Raw genomic sequence first — 16,964 nt, forward strand, 5'->3', positions numbered from 1 at the left:
AGGGATCACCGAACTCTCTCCAGGAAATCGTCATGCGCTTTATCACCGAAATCAAAACCTTCGCCGCTCTGGGCAGTGGTGTCATCGGCAGTGGCTGGGTCGCCCGCGCCCTCGCCCACGGACTTGATGTAGTGGCCTGGGACCCGGCGCCCGGCGCCGAGGCGGCATTGCGCCAACGCGTGGCCAATGCCTGGGGCGCGCTGGAAAAAAACGGCCTGGCGCCGGGTGCTTCGCAGGATCGTCTGCGCTTTGTCGCAACCATCGAGGAATGTGTGCGTGACGCCGATTTCATCCAGGAAAGCGCCCCGGAACGGCTGGAACTGAAGCTCGACCTGCACAGCAAGATCAGCGCCGCCGCCAAGCCCGATGCGCTGATCGGCTCCAGCACTTCAGGCCTTTTGCCCAGCGAGTTCTATGAGAGTTCGACGCACCCTGAACGCTGCGTGGTCGGGCATCCGTTCAACCCGGTTTATCTGTTGCCGCTGGTGGAAGTGGTCGGCGGCAGAAACACCGCGCCGGAGGCGGTGCAAGCGGCGATGCAAGTCTACCAATCCCTCGGCATGCGCCCGCTGCATGTGCGCAAGGAAGTGCCGGGTTTCATCGCCGATCGCCTGCTCGAAGCGCTGTGGCGCGAGGCGTTGCACCTGGTCAACGACGGTGTGGCGACGACCGGCGAGATCGACGATGCGATTCGCTTTGGCGCCGGTCTGCGCTGGTCGTTCATGGGCACTTTCCTGACTTACACCCTGGCCGGCGGCGATGCCGGCATGCGCCACTTCATGTCGCAATTCGGTCCGGCGTTGCAGTTGCCGTGGACGTATCTGCCGGCACCGGAGCTGACCGATAAGTTGATCGATGATGTGGTCGATGGCACCACTGATCAGCTCGGTCGGCACAGCATTTCGGCGCTGGAGCGCTATCGTGATGACTGTTTGCTGGCGGTGCTCGAGGCGGTGAAAACCACCAAGGAAAAGCATGGAATGAGTTTCAGCGAGTAATGCGTATGACATGGCACCGCTGCCCTCACCCTAACCCTCTCCCGGAGGGAGAGGGGACTGACCGAGGTGTTTTTGCAAGCTACGCCGACTTGACCACTGCGTCGAACTCTGGACTTGAAAGGCTCGAAAATCGGCTCCCTTTCCCCCTCGCCCCCTTGGGGGAGAGGGCTGGGGTGAGGGGGTTGCTCTTGATCTTCACCCATCAACTGCGGAAACCGAAACCATGCCCCACCTCACCACCTACCAAACCACCATCATCCCCGACTGGGTCGACTACAACGGCCACCTGCGCGACGCCTTTTACTTGCTGATCTTCAGCTACGCCACCGATGCGCTGATGGACCGCCTCGGCATGGACAGCAGCAACCGCGAGGCCAGCGGCCACTCGCTGTTCACCCTTGAGCTGCACCTCAATTATCTGCACGAAGTGAAGCTCGACACCGAGGTCGAAGTGCGCACGCAAATCATCGGCCACGACAGCAAGCGCCTGCACATCTATCACAGCCTGCACAAGGTCGGCGATGAGCAAGCGCTGGCCGGCAATGAACAGATGCTTTTGCAAGTCGACCTCGCCGGCCCGCGCTCGGCGCCGTTCAGCCCCGATACGTTGCATCGCCTGCAAGCCATCGTCGCCGATCAGACCGACCTGACCGCTCCCGCTTACATCGGCCGCGTGATCGCGCTGCCACCCGCTCGGTAAATCCCCCACTGCCAAGGAGCCGCCATGAATACCGCCGTCGCTGTTGCCGATTTTCGTACTTATCCGTTGATCAGCGCGCTCGGTGGCGTGCAGGGTCTGGCGGATCGCGTTGTCATCGAATGGGCTGACGATCGTGTCAGTCCGTTTCACCACCTATGGCTGCGCGACAATTGCCCGTGTGATCAATGTGTCTACAGCGTCACTCGCGAGCAGGTTTTCGAGAGCGTCGATGCCGCCGAGGATTTGCGACCGCTGGCCACGCGCATCGACAGCGATGGCTGCCTGCGCATCGACTGGCAGGACGGTCACCTCAGCCGCTTCGATCCGGGCTGGCTGCGCGCACATGCCTATGACGATGAATCCCGCGCCGAACGCCTGGCCGGCAAACCGCAGCCCCATTTGTGGCACAGCGATCTGCAGTTGCCGGTGTTCGACTACAGCGCGCTGATGAACGACAACGCCGCGCTGCTGCAATGGTTGCTCGCCGTGCGCGACATCGGCCTGACCCAAGTGCGCGGCGTGCCCACCGAGCCGGGCTCGCTGAAGCTCATCGCGCAACGGATTTCCTTCATCCGCGAAAGCAATTTCGGCGTGCTGTTCAATGTGCAATCCAAAGCCGACGCCGACAGCAACGCCTACACCGCCTTCAACCTGCCATTGCACACGGATCTGCCGACTCGCGAGCTGCAACCGGGGCTGCAATTTCTGCATTGCCTGGTCAATGATGCCGAGGGTGGCGAGAGCATTTTCGTCGATGGTTTTGCGATCGCCGACGCCCTGCGTCAGGAGGAGCCGCAGCTGTTTGAGGCTCTGTGCGAAATCCCTGTGGAATTTCGCAACAAGGACCGGCACAGCGACTATCGCTGCCTGGCGCCGATCATCGCTGTGGATGCGCTGGGCCGGGTGGCGGAGATTCGCATGGCCAACTTTCTGCGCGGGGCGTTCGATACGTCGGTGGCGCAGATGCCGCTGCTGTATCGAGCCTATCGGCGCTTTATTGCGATGACCCGCGAGCCGCGGTTTCGGCTGATGCAGCGGCTCAAGCCGGGCGAGTTGTGGTGCTTTGACAACCGCCGCACGCTGCATGCGCGCAATGCCTTTGACCCAGCGACCGGGGCGCGGCATTTTCAGGGCTGCTATGTCGACCGGGATGAGTTGTTGTCGCGGATTCTGGTGTTGCAACGTTGAACCGCGTCATCGTTCTTCGCGAGCAGGCTCGCTCCCACAAAGGTACGCATTGCAAAGTGGGAGCGAGCCTGCTCGCGAAAGCGTCAGCGGGAACAACAAATCCCTGGCTGATTCACAAGAAAAAAAAACTCCGATCAAGCCGTGACAGGATCGGAGCTGAGGAGGGTACTGTTGAGGAGCTGCCAGGCGAGGGTGACCAAACCTTCGTGAAGCGAGCTGGAGCCAGTGTGCCTAGTCGCCCATCCAGTCGGTTAGCCGAAAACGACCTGTTCATAGTCGTCCCGGCCACCGCGACAAAACGCCCTTGCCGCGTCCGGTCGGGGCCACCAGAATCGAGCCAAGACCTCCGTTGCCACAGAAGGATTTGCGTAATGATGTACGCCGATTTGATTGACCAGGAAGATCTGTTGGGCCAGCTCAAGGCCTTGGGTATTCAGGTGCCGAGCGGTACCACCGCCGAGCAGGCCTGCGAGTGTGCGGTGCGCGGCCTGGACAATGTTCGCGCATTTGAACTGCGCAAGATGGTCAAGGACATGTACACCAGCGGCGCCAGCATTCAGCCGGCGGTGCGTCAGGCGATCGACAAGCAATTGTTGCCGGCCCTCTCGGATTACCAGCAGTCCCACAGCGCCTGAGAAACCCCTTCGCGAGCAGGCTCGCTCCCACCTGACCGTTCCCACGCTCTGCGTGGGAACGGTCAGACTCGGTCTACAGCCTTACGCTGGCAAACGTCGACTCATTGCGCGCCTGACTCAGCGCCGACATCGGCCCCGAGAGCGGCGACATCACGATGGCCTGCGGCAGCGGCAGCATCGCTACCTGCTGGGTGGTGTTGGAGCCCACGCGTTCGTCACGCGGCGGGATGCCGAAGTATTCGCGGTAGCACTTGGAGAAGTGCGGCGTGGAGACGAAACCACACACCGACGCCACTTCGATGATCGACATCGGCGTCTGCTTGAGCAGTTGCCGGGCGCGGATCAGGCGCAGCTTCAGGTAATAGCGTGACGGCGAGCAGTGCAGGTATTTCTGGAACAACCGCTCCAGCTGTCGACGCGACACCGCGACATACACCGCCAGTTCATCCAGATCGATCGGCTCTTCCAGATTGGCTTCCATCAGCGCGACGATTTCCTGCAACTTCGGCTGGTTGGTGCCGAGCATGTGCTTGAGCGGCACACGTTGGTGATCCTGTTCGTTGCGGATGCGCTCGTAGACGAACATTTCCGAGATCGCTGCCGACAGTTCACGACCGTGATCGCGACTGATCAGGTGCAGCATCATGTCCAGCGGCGCGGTGCCGCCGGAGCTGGTGAAGCGGTTACGGTCGAGGGTGAACAGACGTGTGCTCATGGCCACGCGCGGGAAAGCTTCCTGCATCGCCGCCAGACATTCCCAGTGCACGCTGCAATCGAAGCCGTCGAGCAGACCGGCGCAGGCCAGCGCCCAACTGCCGGTGCACACCGCGCCCAGGCGCTTGGACTGGCGCGCCTGGCTTTGCAGCCACGAGACGTGTTCACGGGTTACGGTACGTTGAATGCCGATGCCGCCGCAGACGATCACCGTGTCCAGGGGCGGGGCTTTGTGCATGGAGGCGTCGGGGGTGATTTGCAGACCGTCACTGGCCCAGACCTGGCCGCCATCGACGGTGAGGGTGCTCCAGCGATACAGCTCGCGACCGGACAACTGGTTGGCCATGCGCAGCGGCTCAACGGCGGACGCCAGGGAAATCAGCGTGAAATTGTCCAGCAGCAGAAAGCCGATGGATTGAGGCGCACGGTTCTGGGGTTGGGCCCCGGAGTTGAACGACGTCATCGCGGTATCTCCTCACACAAAGCAGGTGGCGGCCTCAGGCGGAGGCTCTTGTTATTGCCCGCGTCTCACGGAGAAAGCAGGCTTTGTTATGACAGAGCAATTGCCGTGCCTGAAATTGGACGGCCATTCAATAACTCCTGAAAACGACCTCGCGACGCGTCTATCCGAGACCTCGGAACACGCCATTTCGAAGTGCCATCAGGCGCCGCCAGAGCCCTGCCGCGCAGCCTGTGAGCAGATCGGTAGCACTTGTGGGAACTGGCCTGCAGAGGATTTGCACAGAGTGTCACCGCAAGCACGGGCGACGGACGGTCAGGTAACGACTGACGAGTCACGACTGACAGTGAGGCTTGTCTGATTGCGACGCGCCAAAAGGTGGCGTGGCTGGATCGGGGTGTTCTTTTGTCGAGCAGTTTTGACTGGTCTGGCACTCCACTCTGCCAGATCAACCTGTGGCGAGGGGATTTATCCCCGATCGGCTGCGCAGCAGTCGTAAATCCATTCACCAAAGTGTGTCAGGCAAAACTCGATTGCAGGATTTGGGACTGCTTCGCAGCCCAGCGGGGATAAATCCCCTCGCCACGGGTTCACGGTCAGCACTCAACCGCACTGACCGCCAAGCCACCGCGCGAAGTCTCTTTATATTTGTCATGCATATCGGCGCCGGTATCGCGCATGGTGCGGATCACCCGGTCCAGCGAGATAAAGTGCTGGCCGTCGCCGCGCAGGGCCATTTGCGCCGCGTTGATGGCTTTCACGGCGGCGATCGCATTGCGCTCGATGCACGGCACTTGCACCAGCCCGCCGACCGGGTCGCAGGTCAGACCAAGGTTGTGCTCCAGGCCGATTTCCGCCGCATTGCAAAGTTGTTCGGGCGTGGCGCCAAGAATCTCCGCCAGCCCCGCCGCTGCCATCGCGCAGGCCGAACCGACCTCGCCCTGACAGCCGACCTCGGCGCCAGAGATCGAAGCGTTCTTCTTGCACAGAATGCCGACCGCCGCCGCGCCGAGGAAATAGTCGACGACGTTGGCGTCGGTGACTGCCTCGCTGAATTTCATGAAGTAGTGCAGCACCGCCGGGATGATCCCCGCCGCGCCATTGGTCGGCGCGGTAACCATGCGCCCGCCGGCGGCATTCTCTTCATTGACGGCCAGGGCGAACAGGTTGACCCACTCCATCGCGCTCAGGGTCGAGCCGATGACGTTCGGTTTGTTCAGCTCTTGCAGGCTGCGGTGCAACTTCGCCGCACGCCGCCGCACGTTCAGGCCGCCGGGCAGAATGCCTTCGTGCTTGAGGCCTTGCTCGACGCAATCCTGCATCGCCCGCCACAGTTTCATCAGCCCGGCGCGGATTTCTTCTTCACTGCGCCAGACTTTTTCGTTGGCCATCATCAGTTCGGCAACCCGCAGGTTGTGCTTCTTGCACAGTTCCAGCAGCTCGACCGCGCTGGAGAAGTCGTAGGGCAATTCGGTGCGATCCAGATCGACCACACCACTGGACGCTTGCGCCTCATCAACGACGAAGCCGCCGCCGACCGAATAGTAGGTGTCACGGTGCAACTCACCGAACTCGCCTTCGGCCACCAGCGTCATGGCGTTGGGATGGAATGGCAGGTTTTCATCGATCAGACGCATGTCCCGCGCCCACACAAACGGCACCGACAGGCGACCATCCAATAACAACGTATGGGTTTCACGCAGCGCCTGAATGCGCGGGCCGATCTGCGCCGGGTCGATTGCGTCCGGCCACTCGCCCATCAGGCCCATGATCACCGCGTTGTCGCTGCCGTGGCCGATGCCGGTGGCGGAAAGCGATCCGAACAACTGCACCTCGATGCGCCGCACCTGTTCCAGCTGGTGCTTGCCGCGCAGCGACTCGACGAACAATGCGGCGGCGCGCATCGGCCCGACGGTGTGGGAACTGGAAGGGCCGATGCCGATTTTGAACAGGTCGAAAACGCTGATAGCCATTGCTGCGAAGCTCCTGAGAATACCGGTCCGGGCGGCAAAAGCGCCCGCTGGCGGAGCTGCTACGCTCAAGCTGCGATCCGCCGAATGCCGGCATCATCGGGCTTTTGTCGGCGCGCTCGGCGTCTGACACCGACGCAGTCATGTCCAGCAGCGTCGTTACGTTTTCGCCCCGCAAATACGCCGTTTTTATGCAGTCGAGCAGGTCATCGGGGGCGGAAAAAAGCTGTAAGCGACGTCACCGACACTGGAAGCGACCATCCCTGTACTGGATACGACCCTCCCTGTAGGCGTCAGATTTTCACTGGTACATGATCGGGATGACTCGATTGCAAGGCGCTGCGGTAGAGCTGTCGTCAGAACGCCACCAACCGCAACCCATAAGTGCGGTGGTCCACAGTCGGAACACTGCCAAAAAAAACACCAAGGAGTCCATCCATGAAAGGTTCCCCGTCGTTGTTGTTGGCCGCCCTGCTGAGTCTGCCGTTACTGGCGCAAGCCGCAGAACCGGCACAGTGCAGCCTCGTTAACTTCTCTGATGTCGGCTGGACCGACATCACCGCTACCACCGCCACCACTTCCGTTGTTCTCAACGCCCTCGGCTACAAGACCAAGACCACCATGATCTCCGTGCCCGTGACCTACAAGTCGCTGGCCGACGGCAAGAACATGGACGTGTTTCTCGGTAACTGGATGCCGACCATGGAGAACGACATCAAGCCGTATCGCGATGCCGGCACCGTCGACACCGTGCGCACCAACCTCAAGGGTGCCAAGTACACCCTCGCCGTGCCGCAAGCCCTGTACGACAAAGGCCTGCATGATTTCGCCGACATCGCCAAATTCAAGAAAGAACTCGACGGCAAGATCTACGGCATCGAGCCGGGCAACGACGGCAACCGGCTGATCCAGAGCATGATCGACAAGGATGCCTTCGGCCTGAAAACCGCAGGCTTCAAGATCGTCGAGTCTTCCGAGGCCGGCATGCTCTCGCAAGTTGACCGGGCGCAGAAGCGCGACACCGCCGTGGTCTTCCTCGGCTGGGCACCGCACCCGATGAACAAGCGCTTCAAGATTCAATACCTGACCGGCGGCGACGACTTCTTCGGCCCCGATTTCGGCGCAGCCACCGTGGCGACCAACACCCGCAAGGGTTACGCCGAAGAATGCAGCAACGTCGGTCAGCTGTTGAAAAACCTGGAGTTCACCGTCGACATGGAAAGTGAACTGATGGGCAACATTCTCGACGACAAGATGAAGCCTGACGCGGCCGCCAAGGCCTGGCTGAAAAAGAATCCACAGGTGCTCGATACCTGGCTCGCTGGCGTGACCACCATTGACGGTAAACCAGGCCTGGAGGCCGTGAAAGCCAAGCTCGCGCCTTGATTTGAAAGGCACCGCTTATGCCGGGCAGGCGTGCCTGCCCGGGCTGTTAATTTCCTTGCATGCGGACGTTCACTACCATGCTGATTGATCAGAAAATACCTTTAGGCCAGTACATCGCGGGCTTCGTCGAATGGTTGACGCAACACGGCGCCAACACCTTCGACGCAATCGCCGTGACACTGGAAACGATGATCCACGGCGTGACGTTTGCGCTGACCTGGTTCAACCCGTTGGTGCTGATTGGCCTGATTGCCATCATTGCCCATCTGATTCAACGCAAGTGGGGCCTGACCGCGTTCGTGGTCGCCTCGTTCCTGCTGATCCTCAACCTGGGGTACTGGCAGGAAACCATGGAAACCCTCGCCCAGGTGCTGTTCGCCACCCTGGTCTGCGTGTTGATCGGCGTGCCGCTGGGCATCGTCGCCGCGCACAAACCGATGTTCTACACCATGATGCGGCCGGTGCTCGATCTGATGCAGACCGTACCGACCTTCGTTTACCTCATTCCTACCCTGACCCTCTTCGGGCTGGGTGTGGTTCCGGGCCTGATCTCCACGGTGGTCTTCGCCATCGCGGCGCCGATCCGCCTGACCTACCTGGGCATCCGCGATGTCCCGCAAGAACTGATGGACGCCGGCAAGGCCTTCGGCTGCTCGCGTCGCCAATTGCTCTCAAGGATCGAACTGCCGCACGCCATGCCGAGCATCGCGGCCGGCATCACCCAGTGCATCATGCTGTCGCTGTCGATGGTGGTGATCGCGGCACTGGTCGGCGCCGACGGACTCGGCAAACCGGTGGTCAACGCACTGAACACTGCTGATATTGCGCTGGGCTTCGAAGCAGGCCTGGCAATCGTACTGCTGGCGATCATGCTCGACCGTATCTGCAAACAACCCGACGCCAAAGTAGGGGGTGACGCATGAGCATAATTCGCTTCGAAGACGTCGACGTAATCTTCTCCAAGGACCCGCGCGAGGCACTCAAGCTGCTCGATCAGGGCATGACCCGCAACGAGATCCTGAAGAAGACCGGTCAGATCGTCGGCGTGGAAAAAGCCACGCTGGACATCAACAAAGGCGAGATCTGCGTGCTGATGGGCCTGTCCGGCTCGGGCAAGTCGAGCCTGCTGCGCTGCATCAACGGCCTCAACACGGTGAGCCGCGGCAAGCTGTTCGTCGAGCATGAAAACCGTCAGATCGACATCGCGTCCTGCACGCCCGCCGAGCTGAAGATGATGCGCACCAAGCGTATTGCCATGGTGTTCCAGAAGTTCGCCCTGATGCCCTGGCTGACAGTGCGCGAGAACATCAGTTTCGGTCTGGAAATGCAGGGTCGACCGGAGAAGGAACGCAAGAAACTGGTCGACGAGAAACTCGAACTGGTCGGCCTGACCCAATGGCGCAACAAGAAGCCGGACGAACTTTCCGGCGGCATGCAACAGCGCGTCGGCCTCGCCCGTGCGCTGGCCATGGACGCCGATATTCTGCTGATGGACGAACCGTTCTCGGCTCTCGACCCGCTGATCCGCCAGGGTCTGCAGGATGAACTGCTGGAGCTGCAACGCAAGCTGAGCAAGACCATCGTGTTTGTCAGCCACGACCTTGATGAAGCACTCAAACTCGGCAGCCGCATCGCGATCATGAAAGACGGCCGGATCATCCAGTACAGCGTGCCGGAAGAAATCGTCCTCAACCCGGCGGACGACTATGTGCGCACCTTCGTCGCCCACACCAATCCGCTCAACGTGCTCTGCGGCCGCAGCCTGATGCGCACGCTGGACAAGTGCAAACGCATCAACGGCTCGGTGTGCCTCGACCCGGGCGGCGACTCGTGGCTGGACCTGGCCGAAGGCAACACCATCAAAGGCGCGCGGCAGAACGGTTCAGTGCTGAATCTGCAGAACTGGGCACCGGGGCAAGCAGTGGAAGGCCTGGAGCGCAAACCGACGCTGGTGGACTCGAACATCGGCATGCGTGACGCGCTGCAGATTCGTTATCAGACCGGCAACAAGCTGGTGCTGCACGATAACAATCATGTGGTGGGGATTCTCGGCGACAGCGAGTTGTATCACGCGCTGTTGGGCAAGAATCTGGGGTAAACCCCGCAGATACAAAAACGCCGCGAGATTATCGCGGCGTGATCGTTCCCACGCTCCGCGTGGGAATGCAGCCCGGGACGCTCCGCGTCCCACAACAGCGGACGCAGAGCGTCCATTGATGCATTCCCACGCGGAGCGTGGGAACGATCATGCAAAAGGGGCTCAATCGAGCCCCTTTTGTTTTAGCTGTTTAGCTATACACCCGGCCTAGAAGCTGCCGATGGCTTTCAAACTGATCCAGCACATCCCGCGTAATCTGCTCAGGAGTGAAGCCCATCAAGTCGTAATCCTGGCTGCCATTGTGCAGATACACCTCAGCACGGTAGTAACGCTGACGCGTTTCATCCGATTGCGCCGATTCGGTCGGGGTCGCCAGATAACCATCCAGGCTCACTTCGTAGACGAAAGGGTTGCCCTCTTCCATCTCGACCCGCACGCCCATGCAACGCTTGGCCTTGCCCAGCAGCGTCTGCACTTCAATGCCCTGATTGCGCAATTGCGCCGCTGCATCTTCCAGCGCCGGGGTGACATGCTTGTCCATGAAGCGCTGCACCACCGATTGGCTCGGCTGCAGATCCAGTTGCGTCAGGCGCTCGCTGAAACCACGGCGCCCGCGCTCGGCCAGTTGCGCTTGCTCCTGTTCGATCTGCACGTCCTGGCGCATCGCCTTGTGCAGGCCGAACATGAAGCAGATCAGCACCACCGAAAACGGCAGGCCGGCCAGCACGACCATGGTCTGCATGGCTTCGAAGTTGCCGGCGAACAGCAGGCCGATGGTCACCAGCGTGATCACCACCGACCAGAAGATCCGCAGCCAGTGCGGCGCGTCTTCATCGACGTTGCCGCCCTTGCAGGAAAGATTCGCCATCATCACCGCGCCGGAGTCGGCCGGGGTCAGGAACAGCACGAAGCCGACAAAGATCGACACCCCGATGACGACTTTCGACGCCGGGTAATGCTCAAGCAACTGATAGATCGCCATCGACGGCTGTTCCAACGCCGTCTTGCCCAGCTCCACCGCGCCCTGATTCATCACCAGATCCAGCGCCGAGTTGCCGAAGATCGACAGCCACGCCAAGGTGAAGCCCAGCGGAATCAGCAGCACGCCAGCAACCAGCTCACGCACGCTGCGGCCACGGGAAATCCGTGCGATGAACATGCCCACGAATGGCGCCCAGGAAATCCACCAGGCCCAGTAGAACAGCGTCCACAGGCCCAGCCAGCGATCGGACTTGGCGCTATCGCCTTCATAGACGTACAGGTCGAAGGTCTTCAGCACCACGCCGTTGAGGTAGTCACCGATGTTCTGCACGAAGCCGTTGAGCAGGTGCAAAGTCGGGCCGAACAGCAGGACGAAAATCAGCAGGCCACTGAACAGCACGATGTTCAGGTTGGACAGACGGCGGATGCCGTTTTCCACACCCGACACGGCAGCGATGGTCGCCACGGTGCTCATGACGATGATGACGATCAGCAGGTTGGTGTTGCTGTGCTCCATGCCGAACAGGTTTTCCAGCCCGGACGACACTTGCAGCGAGCCAATCCCCAGGTTGGTCACCAGACCCAGCAGCGTTACGAACATGCCGAAGCCGTCCACCGCGTGCCCGGCCGCACCCTTGACCCAGCGCTCGCCGACCAGCGGATACAGCGCCGAACGCAGCGCCAGCGGCTGGTTATGCCGATAGGCAAAATACGCCACCGCCAGACCGACCAAAGCGTAAATCGCCCAGCCGTGCAGGCCCCAGTGCAGGAAAGTCAGTTGCACCGCCTGCCGCGCGGCCATATTCGTGGCCGAGGTGCCTTCCGGCGGATTGAAATAGTGATCCAGTGGCTCGGACGCGCCGAAGTACAGCAGCGAAATGCCGATGCCCGACGAGAACAGCATCCCCGCCCAGGCGCCGTAACTGAAGTCCGGGGTGTCGTCCTTGCTACCCAATTTGAGTTTGCCGTACGAGGAAAACGCCAGACCGACCACGAACACCAGGTAAGCGGCGATCACCACCATGTAGTACCAGCCGAAGCTGCGCGACAACCAGGCCTGGGCCATCCCTAACATTCTGCCGGCCTCTTGCGGGGCGATGATCAGAATGGCGGTCAACAACAGAATCAGCGCGGTCGAGGTGTAGAACACCCAACCGTTGACCGTCACCTTCTCGGGCGGGGTCTTTATTAGCGAGGCAGAACTCATGGCACAAATGCTCCAGGCAGTGCGAGAGAAGAACACAAGGCATCACGGAACCCGACCAATCGGTTAGTTGGCAGCCGACCGGCGGGTGATATAAAGACACTCCGAAAAAAGCCCGAACCTGCCGAAATGGCGTTGCGTATTCGCTTTCGTGGCCAGAGGCGACGGACGTTCATCCGAAACCTGGCCCCGAGCGTCTTGCCCTTTCAACACGTCCATCGAATCGCGAACCGCGCCATGCCCCGCGCAGGTTTCGAGCCGTTTCAGGTGTCGGTTTTTATCGTCATTACGCGTAGGAATTTTCTGTAGGCAGCGACGAATTGTCGCAGATCTTATTCTTTGTTGATTGAACGTTCAATCAAAACAAAATAGACTGGCCCTCAATCCGATCGGCGTCATTCGCCCCTCGGAAGGCCTAAGGAGATGTGCAAGATGCCCAAGGTCGGTATGCAACCCATCCGCCGCCAACAACTGATCGAAGCCACTTTGCAAGCGGTCGATCAGGTCGGAATGGGGGACGCCAGCATTGCGCTGATCGCCCGTTTGGCCGGTGTCTCGAATGGCATCATCAGTCATTACTTTCAGGACAAGAACGGCCTGATCGCCGCCACGATGCGGTACCTGATGACCGCCCTCAGCGAGAGCGTCACCGCGCGCCGTCAGGCGCTGGCAGATGACAGCCCACGGGCGCATCTGCAGGTGATCATCGAAGGCAACTTCGACGCCAGCCAGGTCAATGGCCCGGCAATGAAAACCTGGCTGGCCTTCTGGGCTACCAGCATGCACCAGCCGTCTTTGCACAGGTTGCAGCGGATCAACGATCACCGCCTGTATTCCAACCTGTGCTGCCAGTTCCGCCGTGTGCTGCCGCTCGAAGATGCGCGCAATGCCGCCCGAGGCCTGGCAGCTTTGATCGACGGCTTGTGGTTGCGCGGCGCGCTGTCGGGAGACGCTTTCGACACGGCGCAGGCGCAACAGATCGCTTACGAATACATGGATTTCCAATTGGCCAAGAAGGTGAGCTAGAGCACAGAGAAAATGCTCGGCCCCTGAACTCCACCGCAGCGTGATCGCGGTGGTCAACGCCAACCACCAATGCACTTGCGAGGACACTATGGCCCGTTTCGAACTGCAAAAACTCTACATCGATGGCGCGTACACCGACGCCGGCAGCGACGCCACCTTCGAAGCCATCAACCCGGCGAACGGTGAAGTCCTCGCACTGGTGCAACGTGCGACCAAAGACGACGTCGAGCGCGCCGTGGTCAGCGCCGAAAAGGGCCAGAAAATCTGGGCCGCGATGACCGCCATGGAGCGTTCGCGCATCCTGCGTCGCGCCGTCGACATCCTGCGCGAGCGCAACGATGAACTGGCCGCGCTGGAAACCCTGGACACCGGCAAATCCTTCTCCGAAACCAAGTACGTCGACATCGTCACCGGCGCTGACGTGCTGGAATACTACGCAGGCCTGGTGCCCGCCATCGAAGGCGAGCAGATCCCGCTGCGTGACACCTCTTTCGTTTACACCCGTCGCGAACCACTGGGCGTGGTCGCCGGTATCGGCGCGTGGAACTACCCGATCCAGATCGCCCTGTGGAAATCCGCTCCAGCCCTGGCCGCCGGTAACGCGATGATCTTCAAGCCAAGCGAAGTTACCTCGCTGACCACCCTGAAACTGGCCGAGATCTACACCGAAGCGGGCGTGCCGAACGGCGTGTTCAACGTCCTGACCGGCAGCGGTCGCGAAGTCGGCACCTGGCTGACCGAGCACCCGCGCATCGAAAAAATCTCCTTCACTGGCGGCACCGACACCGGCAAGAAAGTCATGGCCAGCGCTTCGGCTTCGTCGCTCAAAGACGTGACCATGGAACTGGGCGGCAAGTCGCCGCTGATCATCTGCGACGACGCCGATCTCGATCGCGCCGCCGACACGGCGATGATGGCCAACTTCTACAGCTCCGGTCAGGTCTGCACCAACGGCACTCGCGTGTTCGTACCGGCGCACCTGAAAGCCGCTTTTGAAGCCAAGATCGTTGAGCGCGTTGCCCGCATCCGCGTTGGCAACCCGGAAGACGAAAACACCAACTTCGGCCCGCTGGTCAGCTTCCCGCACATGGAAAGCGTGTTGGCTTACATCGCCAAGGGTAAAGAAGAAGGCGCACGCGTGCTGTGCGGCGGCGGTCGTCTGACCGACGGCGAATTCGCCAAAGGCGCGTTCGTGGCTCCAACCGTATTCACCGACTGCACCGACGACATGACCATCGTGCGCGAAGAAATCTTCGGCCCGGTGATGGCGATCCTCTCCTACGAAACCGAAGAAGAAGTGATCCGCCGCGCCAACGACACCGACTTCGGCCTGGCCGCCGGTATCGTCACCAAAGACCTGAACCGCGCCCACCGCGTGATCCATCAACTGGAAGCCGGTATCTGCTGGATCAACGCCTGGGGCGAGTCCGACGCAAAAATGCCGGTCGGCGGCTACAAGCAGTCGGGCGTGGGCCGTGAGAACGGGATCAGCTCGCTGAACAACTTCACCCGCATCAAATCGGTACAGGTCGAGCTGGGCGATTACGTCTCGGTGTTCTGATCTGACTCAGAGTCCGGGTGGGGCCATTGTGGCGAGGGGATTCATCCCCGTCGGGCTGCGAAGCGGCCCCCCTCCAGACACTGCAATTCTCCAGACAGAACCAGTCGCTGACTCTGCGACTGCTGCGCAGCCGGACGGGGATAAATCCCCTCGCCACAGGTGCGCGGTCACAGTTGACCTGACCAACTCCAAAGAGGGTGCATTCAATGTCCCAAGAATTCGATTACATCATCATCGGTGCCGGCTCGGCCGGTAACACTCTGGCGACCCGTCTGACTGAAGACGAAGGCGTCACCGTTCTGCTGCTCGAAGCCGGGGGGCCGGACTACCGCCTCGACTTCCGCACGCAGATGCCCGCCGCGCTGGCCTTCCCGCTGCAGGGGCGTCGCTACAACTGGGCCTACGAAACCGATCCAGAGCCACACATGGACGGTCGCCGGATGGAATGCGGTCGCGGCAAGGGCCTGGGTGGTTCGTCGCTGATCAACGGCATGTGCTACATCCGTGGCAACGCCATGGACTACGACGGCTGGGCGAAACTGCCGGGCCTGGAAGACTGGTCGTACCTCGATTGCCTGCCGTATTTCCGCAAAGCCGAAACCCGTGACATCGGCCCGAACGATTACCACGGTGGCGACGGCCCGGTCAGCGTGACCACGCCGAAAGCCGGCAACAACCCGCTGTTCCACGCCATGGTTGAAGCCGGCGTGCAGGCCGGTTACCCGCGCACCGAAGACCTCAACGGTTACCAGCAGGAAGGCTTCGGCCCGATGGACCGCACCGTGACGCCGAACGGCCGCCGTGCTTCCACCGCCCGTGGCTACCTCGACATCGCCAAGAAGCGTTCGACCCTGACCATCGTCACCCACGCCCTGACCGACAAGATTCTGTTCGAAGGCAAGCGCGCGGTCGGCGTGCGTTACCTGATCGGTGACGCTGAAGAACGTGTTGAAGCCAAGGCGCGCAAGGAAGTCCTGCTGTGCTCCGGCGCCATCGCTTCGCCGCAGATTCTGCAGCGCTCCGGTGTCGGCCCGGCGAAACTGCTGGAAAGTCTCGACATCCCGGTGGTCCACGATCTGCCGGGCGTCGGTGAAAACCTGCAGGATCACCTTGAGCTGTACCTGCAATACGCCTGCACCCAGCCGGTTTCGCTGTATCCGTCGCTGCTCTGGTACAACCAGCCGGCGATCGGTGCCGAGTGGCTGTTCAACGGCACCGGTATCGGCGCCAGCAACCAGTTCGAGGCCGGCGGCTTCATTCGTTCGCGTCCGGAATTCGAATGGCCCAACATCCAGTACCACTTCCTGCCGGTGGCGATTAACTACAACGGCAGCAACGGCGTGAAAGAACATGGTTTCCAGGCGCACATGGGCTCCATGCGCTCGCCGAGCCGTGGTCGCATCCAGGTCAAGTCCAAGGATCCGCGCCAGCACCCGAGCATCCTGTTCAACTACATGGCCACCGAGCAGGACTGGCAGGAATTCCGCGACGGCATCCGCCTGACCCGCGAAATCATGCAGCAGCCGGCCCTCGACGCGTTCCGTGGTCGTGAAATCAGCCCGGGCATCGACGTGCAAACCGATGAGCAGCTCGACAAGTTCATCCGCGAGCACGCCGAAACCGCGTTCCACCCGTCCTGCTCGTGCAAGATGGGCACCGACGAGATGGCCGTGGTCGATGGCGAAGGTCGTGTGCACGGCATGCAGAGCCTGCGCGTGGTCGATGCTTCGATCATGCCGATCATCACCACCGGCAACCTCAACGCACCGACGATCATGATGGCCGAGAAAATCGCCGACAAGATCCGTGGCCGCAAGCCGCTGCCGCGCAGCAATGCTGCTTATTACGTCGCGAACGGCGCGCCGGTCAAAGGCAAGCCGATGCGGGATATTACCCCTGCGGCTCAGTAAGACGTAATACCGAGGCGCGACCTTCGCGAGCAGGCTCGCTCCCACACTGGATCTGTGGCATTCACAAATCCCCTGTGGGAGCGAGCCTGCTCGCGAAGAGGCCCTCACAGCAACACACACTTCCCCGCTGCAC

13 protein-coding genes are annotated in these 16,964 nt (G+C 61.1%); 10 read left to right on the forward strand and 3 right to left on the reverse strand.

Annotated elements, in window-relative coordinates:
* Positions 1 to 32 precede the first annotated feature (32 nt).
* From D8U61_RS14740 to D8U61_RS14760, 4 genes are all read left to right on the forward strand, one after another.
* On the forward strand, positions 33 to 998 hold the full coding sequence (locus D8U61_RS14740) for an L-carnitine dehydrogenase (RefSeq protein WP_016772811.1): 966 nt from the start codon (positions 33 to 35) through the stop codon (positions 996 to 998).
* A gap of 223 nt (positions 999 to 1,221) precedes the next feature.
* A complete protein-coding gene (locus tag D8U61_RS14745) occupies positions 1,222 to 1,698 on the forward strand; it encodes a thioesterase family protein (protein WP_130927179.1) in 477 nt (158 codons plus the stop codon).
* A 24-nt stretch (positions 1,699 to 1,722) separates the two neighbouring features.
* Complete coding sequence (locus D8U61_RS14750) at positions 1,723 to 2,886, forward strand: gamma-butyrobetaine dioxygenase (protein ID WP_130927180.1); 1,164 nt, start codon at positions 1,723 to 1,725, stop codon at positions 2,884 to 2,886.
* A gap of 371 nt (positions 2,887 to 3,257) precedes the next feature.
* Complete coding sequence (locus D8U61_RS14760; protein WP_016772808.1) at positions 3,258 to 3,521, forward strand: hypothetical protein; 264 nt, start codon at positions 3,258 to 3,260, stop codon at positions 3,519 to 3,521.
* A gap of 73 nt (positions 3,522 to 3,594) precedes the next feature.
* Here D8U61_RS14760 and D8U61_RS14765 read toward each other — a convergent pair whose 3' ends face one another.
* Positions 3,595 to 4,698: a GlxA family transcriptional regulator gene (locus D8U61_RS14765; RefSeq protein ID WP_007949927.1), complete on the reverse strand. Its 1,104-nt coding sequence runs from the start codon at positions 4,696 to 4,698 to the stop codon at positions 3,595 to 3,597.
* A 593-nt stretch (positions 4,699 to 5,291) separates the two neighbouring features.
* Entirely contained in the window at positions 5,292 to 6,668 is a 1,377-nt protein-coding gene (locus D8U61_RS14770; protein ID WP_016772807.1) for an L-serine ammonia-lyase, read from the reverse strand.
* A 435-nt stretch (positions 6,669 to 7,103) separates the two neighbouring features.
* Between D8U61_RS14770 and D8U61_RS14775 the strand changes: the two genes are divergently transcribed.
* From D8U61_RS14775 to choV, 3 genes are all read left to right on the forward strand, one after another.
* On the forward strand, positions 7,104 to 8,051 hold the full coding sequence (locus tag D8U61_RS14775; protein ID WP_016772806.1) for a choline ABC transporter substrate-binding protein: 948 nt from the start codon (positions 7,104 to 7,106) through the stop codon (positions 8,049 to 8,051).
* 77 nt (positions 8,052 to 8,128) lie between these two features.
* Positions 8,129 to 8,974 carry a choline ABC transporter permease subunit gene (gene choW, locus D8U61_RS14780; protein WP_016772805.1) on the forward strand — a complete coding sequence of 282 codons (846 nt, stop codon included), beginning with the start codon at positions 8,129 to 8,131 and terminating at the stop codon, positions 8,972 to 8,974.
* Positions 8,971 to 10,149 (forward strand): choline ABC transporter ATP-binding protein, encoded by a 1,179-nt coding sequence (gene choV, locus D8U61_RS14785; RefSeq protein WP_016772804.1) that lies wholly within the window; start codon positions 8,971 to 8,973, stop codon positions 10,147 to 10,149. Before choW ends, choV begins: the two co-directional genes overlap by 4 nt.
* 190 nt (positions 10,150 to 10,339) lie before the next feature.
* On the opposite strand, the gene D8U61_RS14790 is transcribed toward choV, so the two are convergent.
* Entirely contained in the window at positions 10,340 to 12,280 is a 1,941-nt protein-coding gene (locus D8U61_RS14790) for a BCCT family transporter (protein WP_241663624.1), read from the reverse strand.
* A gap of 486 nt (positions 12,281 to 12,766) precedes the next feature.
* Between D8U61_RS14790 and betI the strand changes: the two genes are divergently transcribed.
* The 3 genes from betI to betA all read left to right on the forward strand — a co-directional run bounded on the left by betI (position 12,767) and on the right by betA (position 16,831).
* Entirely contained in the window at positions 12,767 to 13,360 is a 594-nt protein-coding gene (gene betI, locus D8U61_RS14795) for a transcriptional regulator BetI (protein WP_024014607.1), read from the forward strand.
* 88 nt (positions 13,361 to 13,448) lie between these two features.
* Complete coding sequence (gene betB, locus D8U61_RS14800; protein ID WP_024014608.1) at positions 13,449 to 14,921, forward strand: betaine-aldehyde dehydrogenase; 1,473 nt, start codon at positions 13,449 to 13,451, stop codon at positions 14,919 to 14,921.
* 206 nt (positions 14,922 to 15,127) lie between these two features.
* On the forward strand, positions 15,128 to 16,831 hold the full coding sequence (gene betA, locus D8U61_RS14805; protein WP_130888282.1) for a choline dehydrogenase: 1,704 nt from the start codon (positions 15,128 to 15,130) through the stop codon (positions 16,829 to 16,831).
* The last annotated feature ends 133 nt before the right edge of the window (positions 16,832 to 16,964 follow it).

The organism is Pseudomonas sp. Sample_14 (genome assembly GCF_004307515.1).
GTDB lineage: Bacteria > Pseudomonadota > Gammaproteobacteria > Pseudomonadales > Pseudomonadaceae > Aquipseudomonas > Aquipseudomonas atacamensis.

What these genes read in the sequence shown, in the direction of transcription:
- D8U61_RS14740 (WP_016772811.1), top strand. Translation starts at nt 33, where the DNA reads ATGCGCTTTATCACCGAAATCAAAACCTTCGCCGCTCTGGGCAGTGGT.
- D8U61_RS14745 (WP_130927179.1), top strand. Translation starts at nt 1,222, where the DNA reads ATGCCCCACCTCACCACCTACCAAACCACCATCATCCCCGACTGGGTC.
- D8U61_RS14750 (WP_130927180.1), top strand. Translation starts at nt 1,723, where the DNA reads ATGAATACCGCCGTCGCTGTTGCCGATTTTCGTACTTATCCGTTGATC.
- D8U61_RS14760 (WP_016772808.1), top strand. Translation starts at nt 3,258, where the DNA reads ATGATGTACGCCGATTTGATTGACCAGGAAGATCTGTTGGGCCAGCTC.
- D8U61_RS14765 (WP_007949927.1), bottom strand. Translation starts at nt 4,698, where the DNA reads ATGACGTCGTTCAACTCCGGGGCCCAACCCCAGAACCGTGCGCCTCAA.
- D8U61_RS14770 (WP_016772807.1), bottom strand. Translation starts at nt 6,668, where the DNA reads ATGGCTATCAGCGTTTTCGACCTGTTCAAAATCGGCATCGGCCCTTCC.
- D8U61_RS14775 (WP_016772806.1), top strand. Translation starts at nt 7,104, where the DNA reads ATGAAAGGTTCCCCGTCGTTGTTGTTGGCCGCCCTGCTGAGTCTGCCG.
- choW (WP_016772805.1), top strand. Translation starts at nt 8,129, where the DNA reads ATGCTGATTGATCAGAAAATACCTTTAGGCCAGTACATCGCGGGCTTC.
- choV (WP_016772804.1), top strand. Translation starts at nt 8,971, where the DNA reads ATGAGCATAATTCGCTTCGAAGACGTCGACGTAATCTTCTCCAAGGAC.
- betI (WP_024014607.1), top strand. Translation starts at nt 12,767, where the DNA reads ATGCCCAAGGTCGGTATGCAACCCATCCGCCGCCAACAACTGATCGAA.
- betB (WP_024014608.1), top strand. Translation starts at nt 13,449, where the DNA reads ATGGCCCGTTTCGAACTGCAAAAACTCTACATCGATGGCGCGTACACC.
- betA (WP_130888282.1), top strand. Translation starts at nt 15,128, where the DNA reads ATGTCCCAAGAATTCGATTACATCATCATCGGTGCCGGCTCGGCCGGT.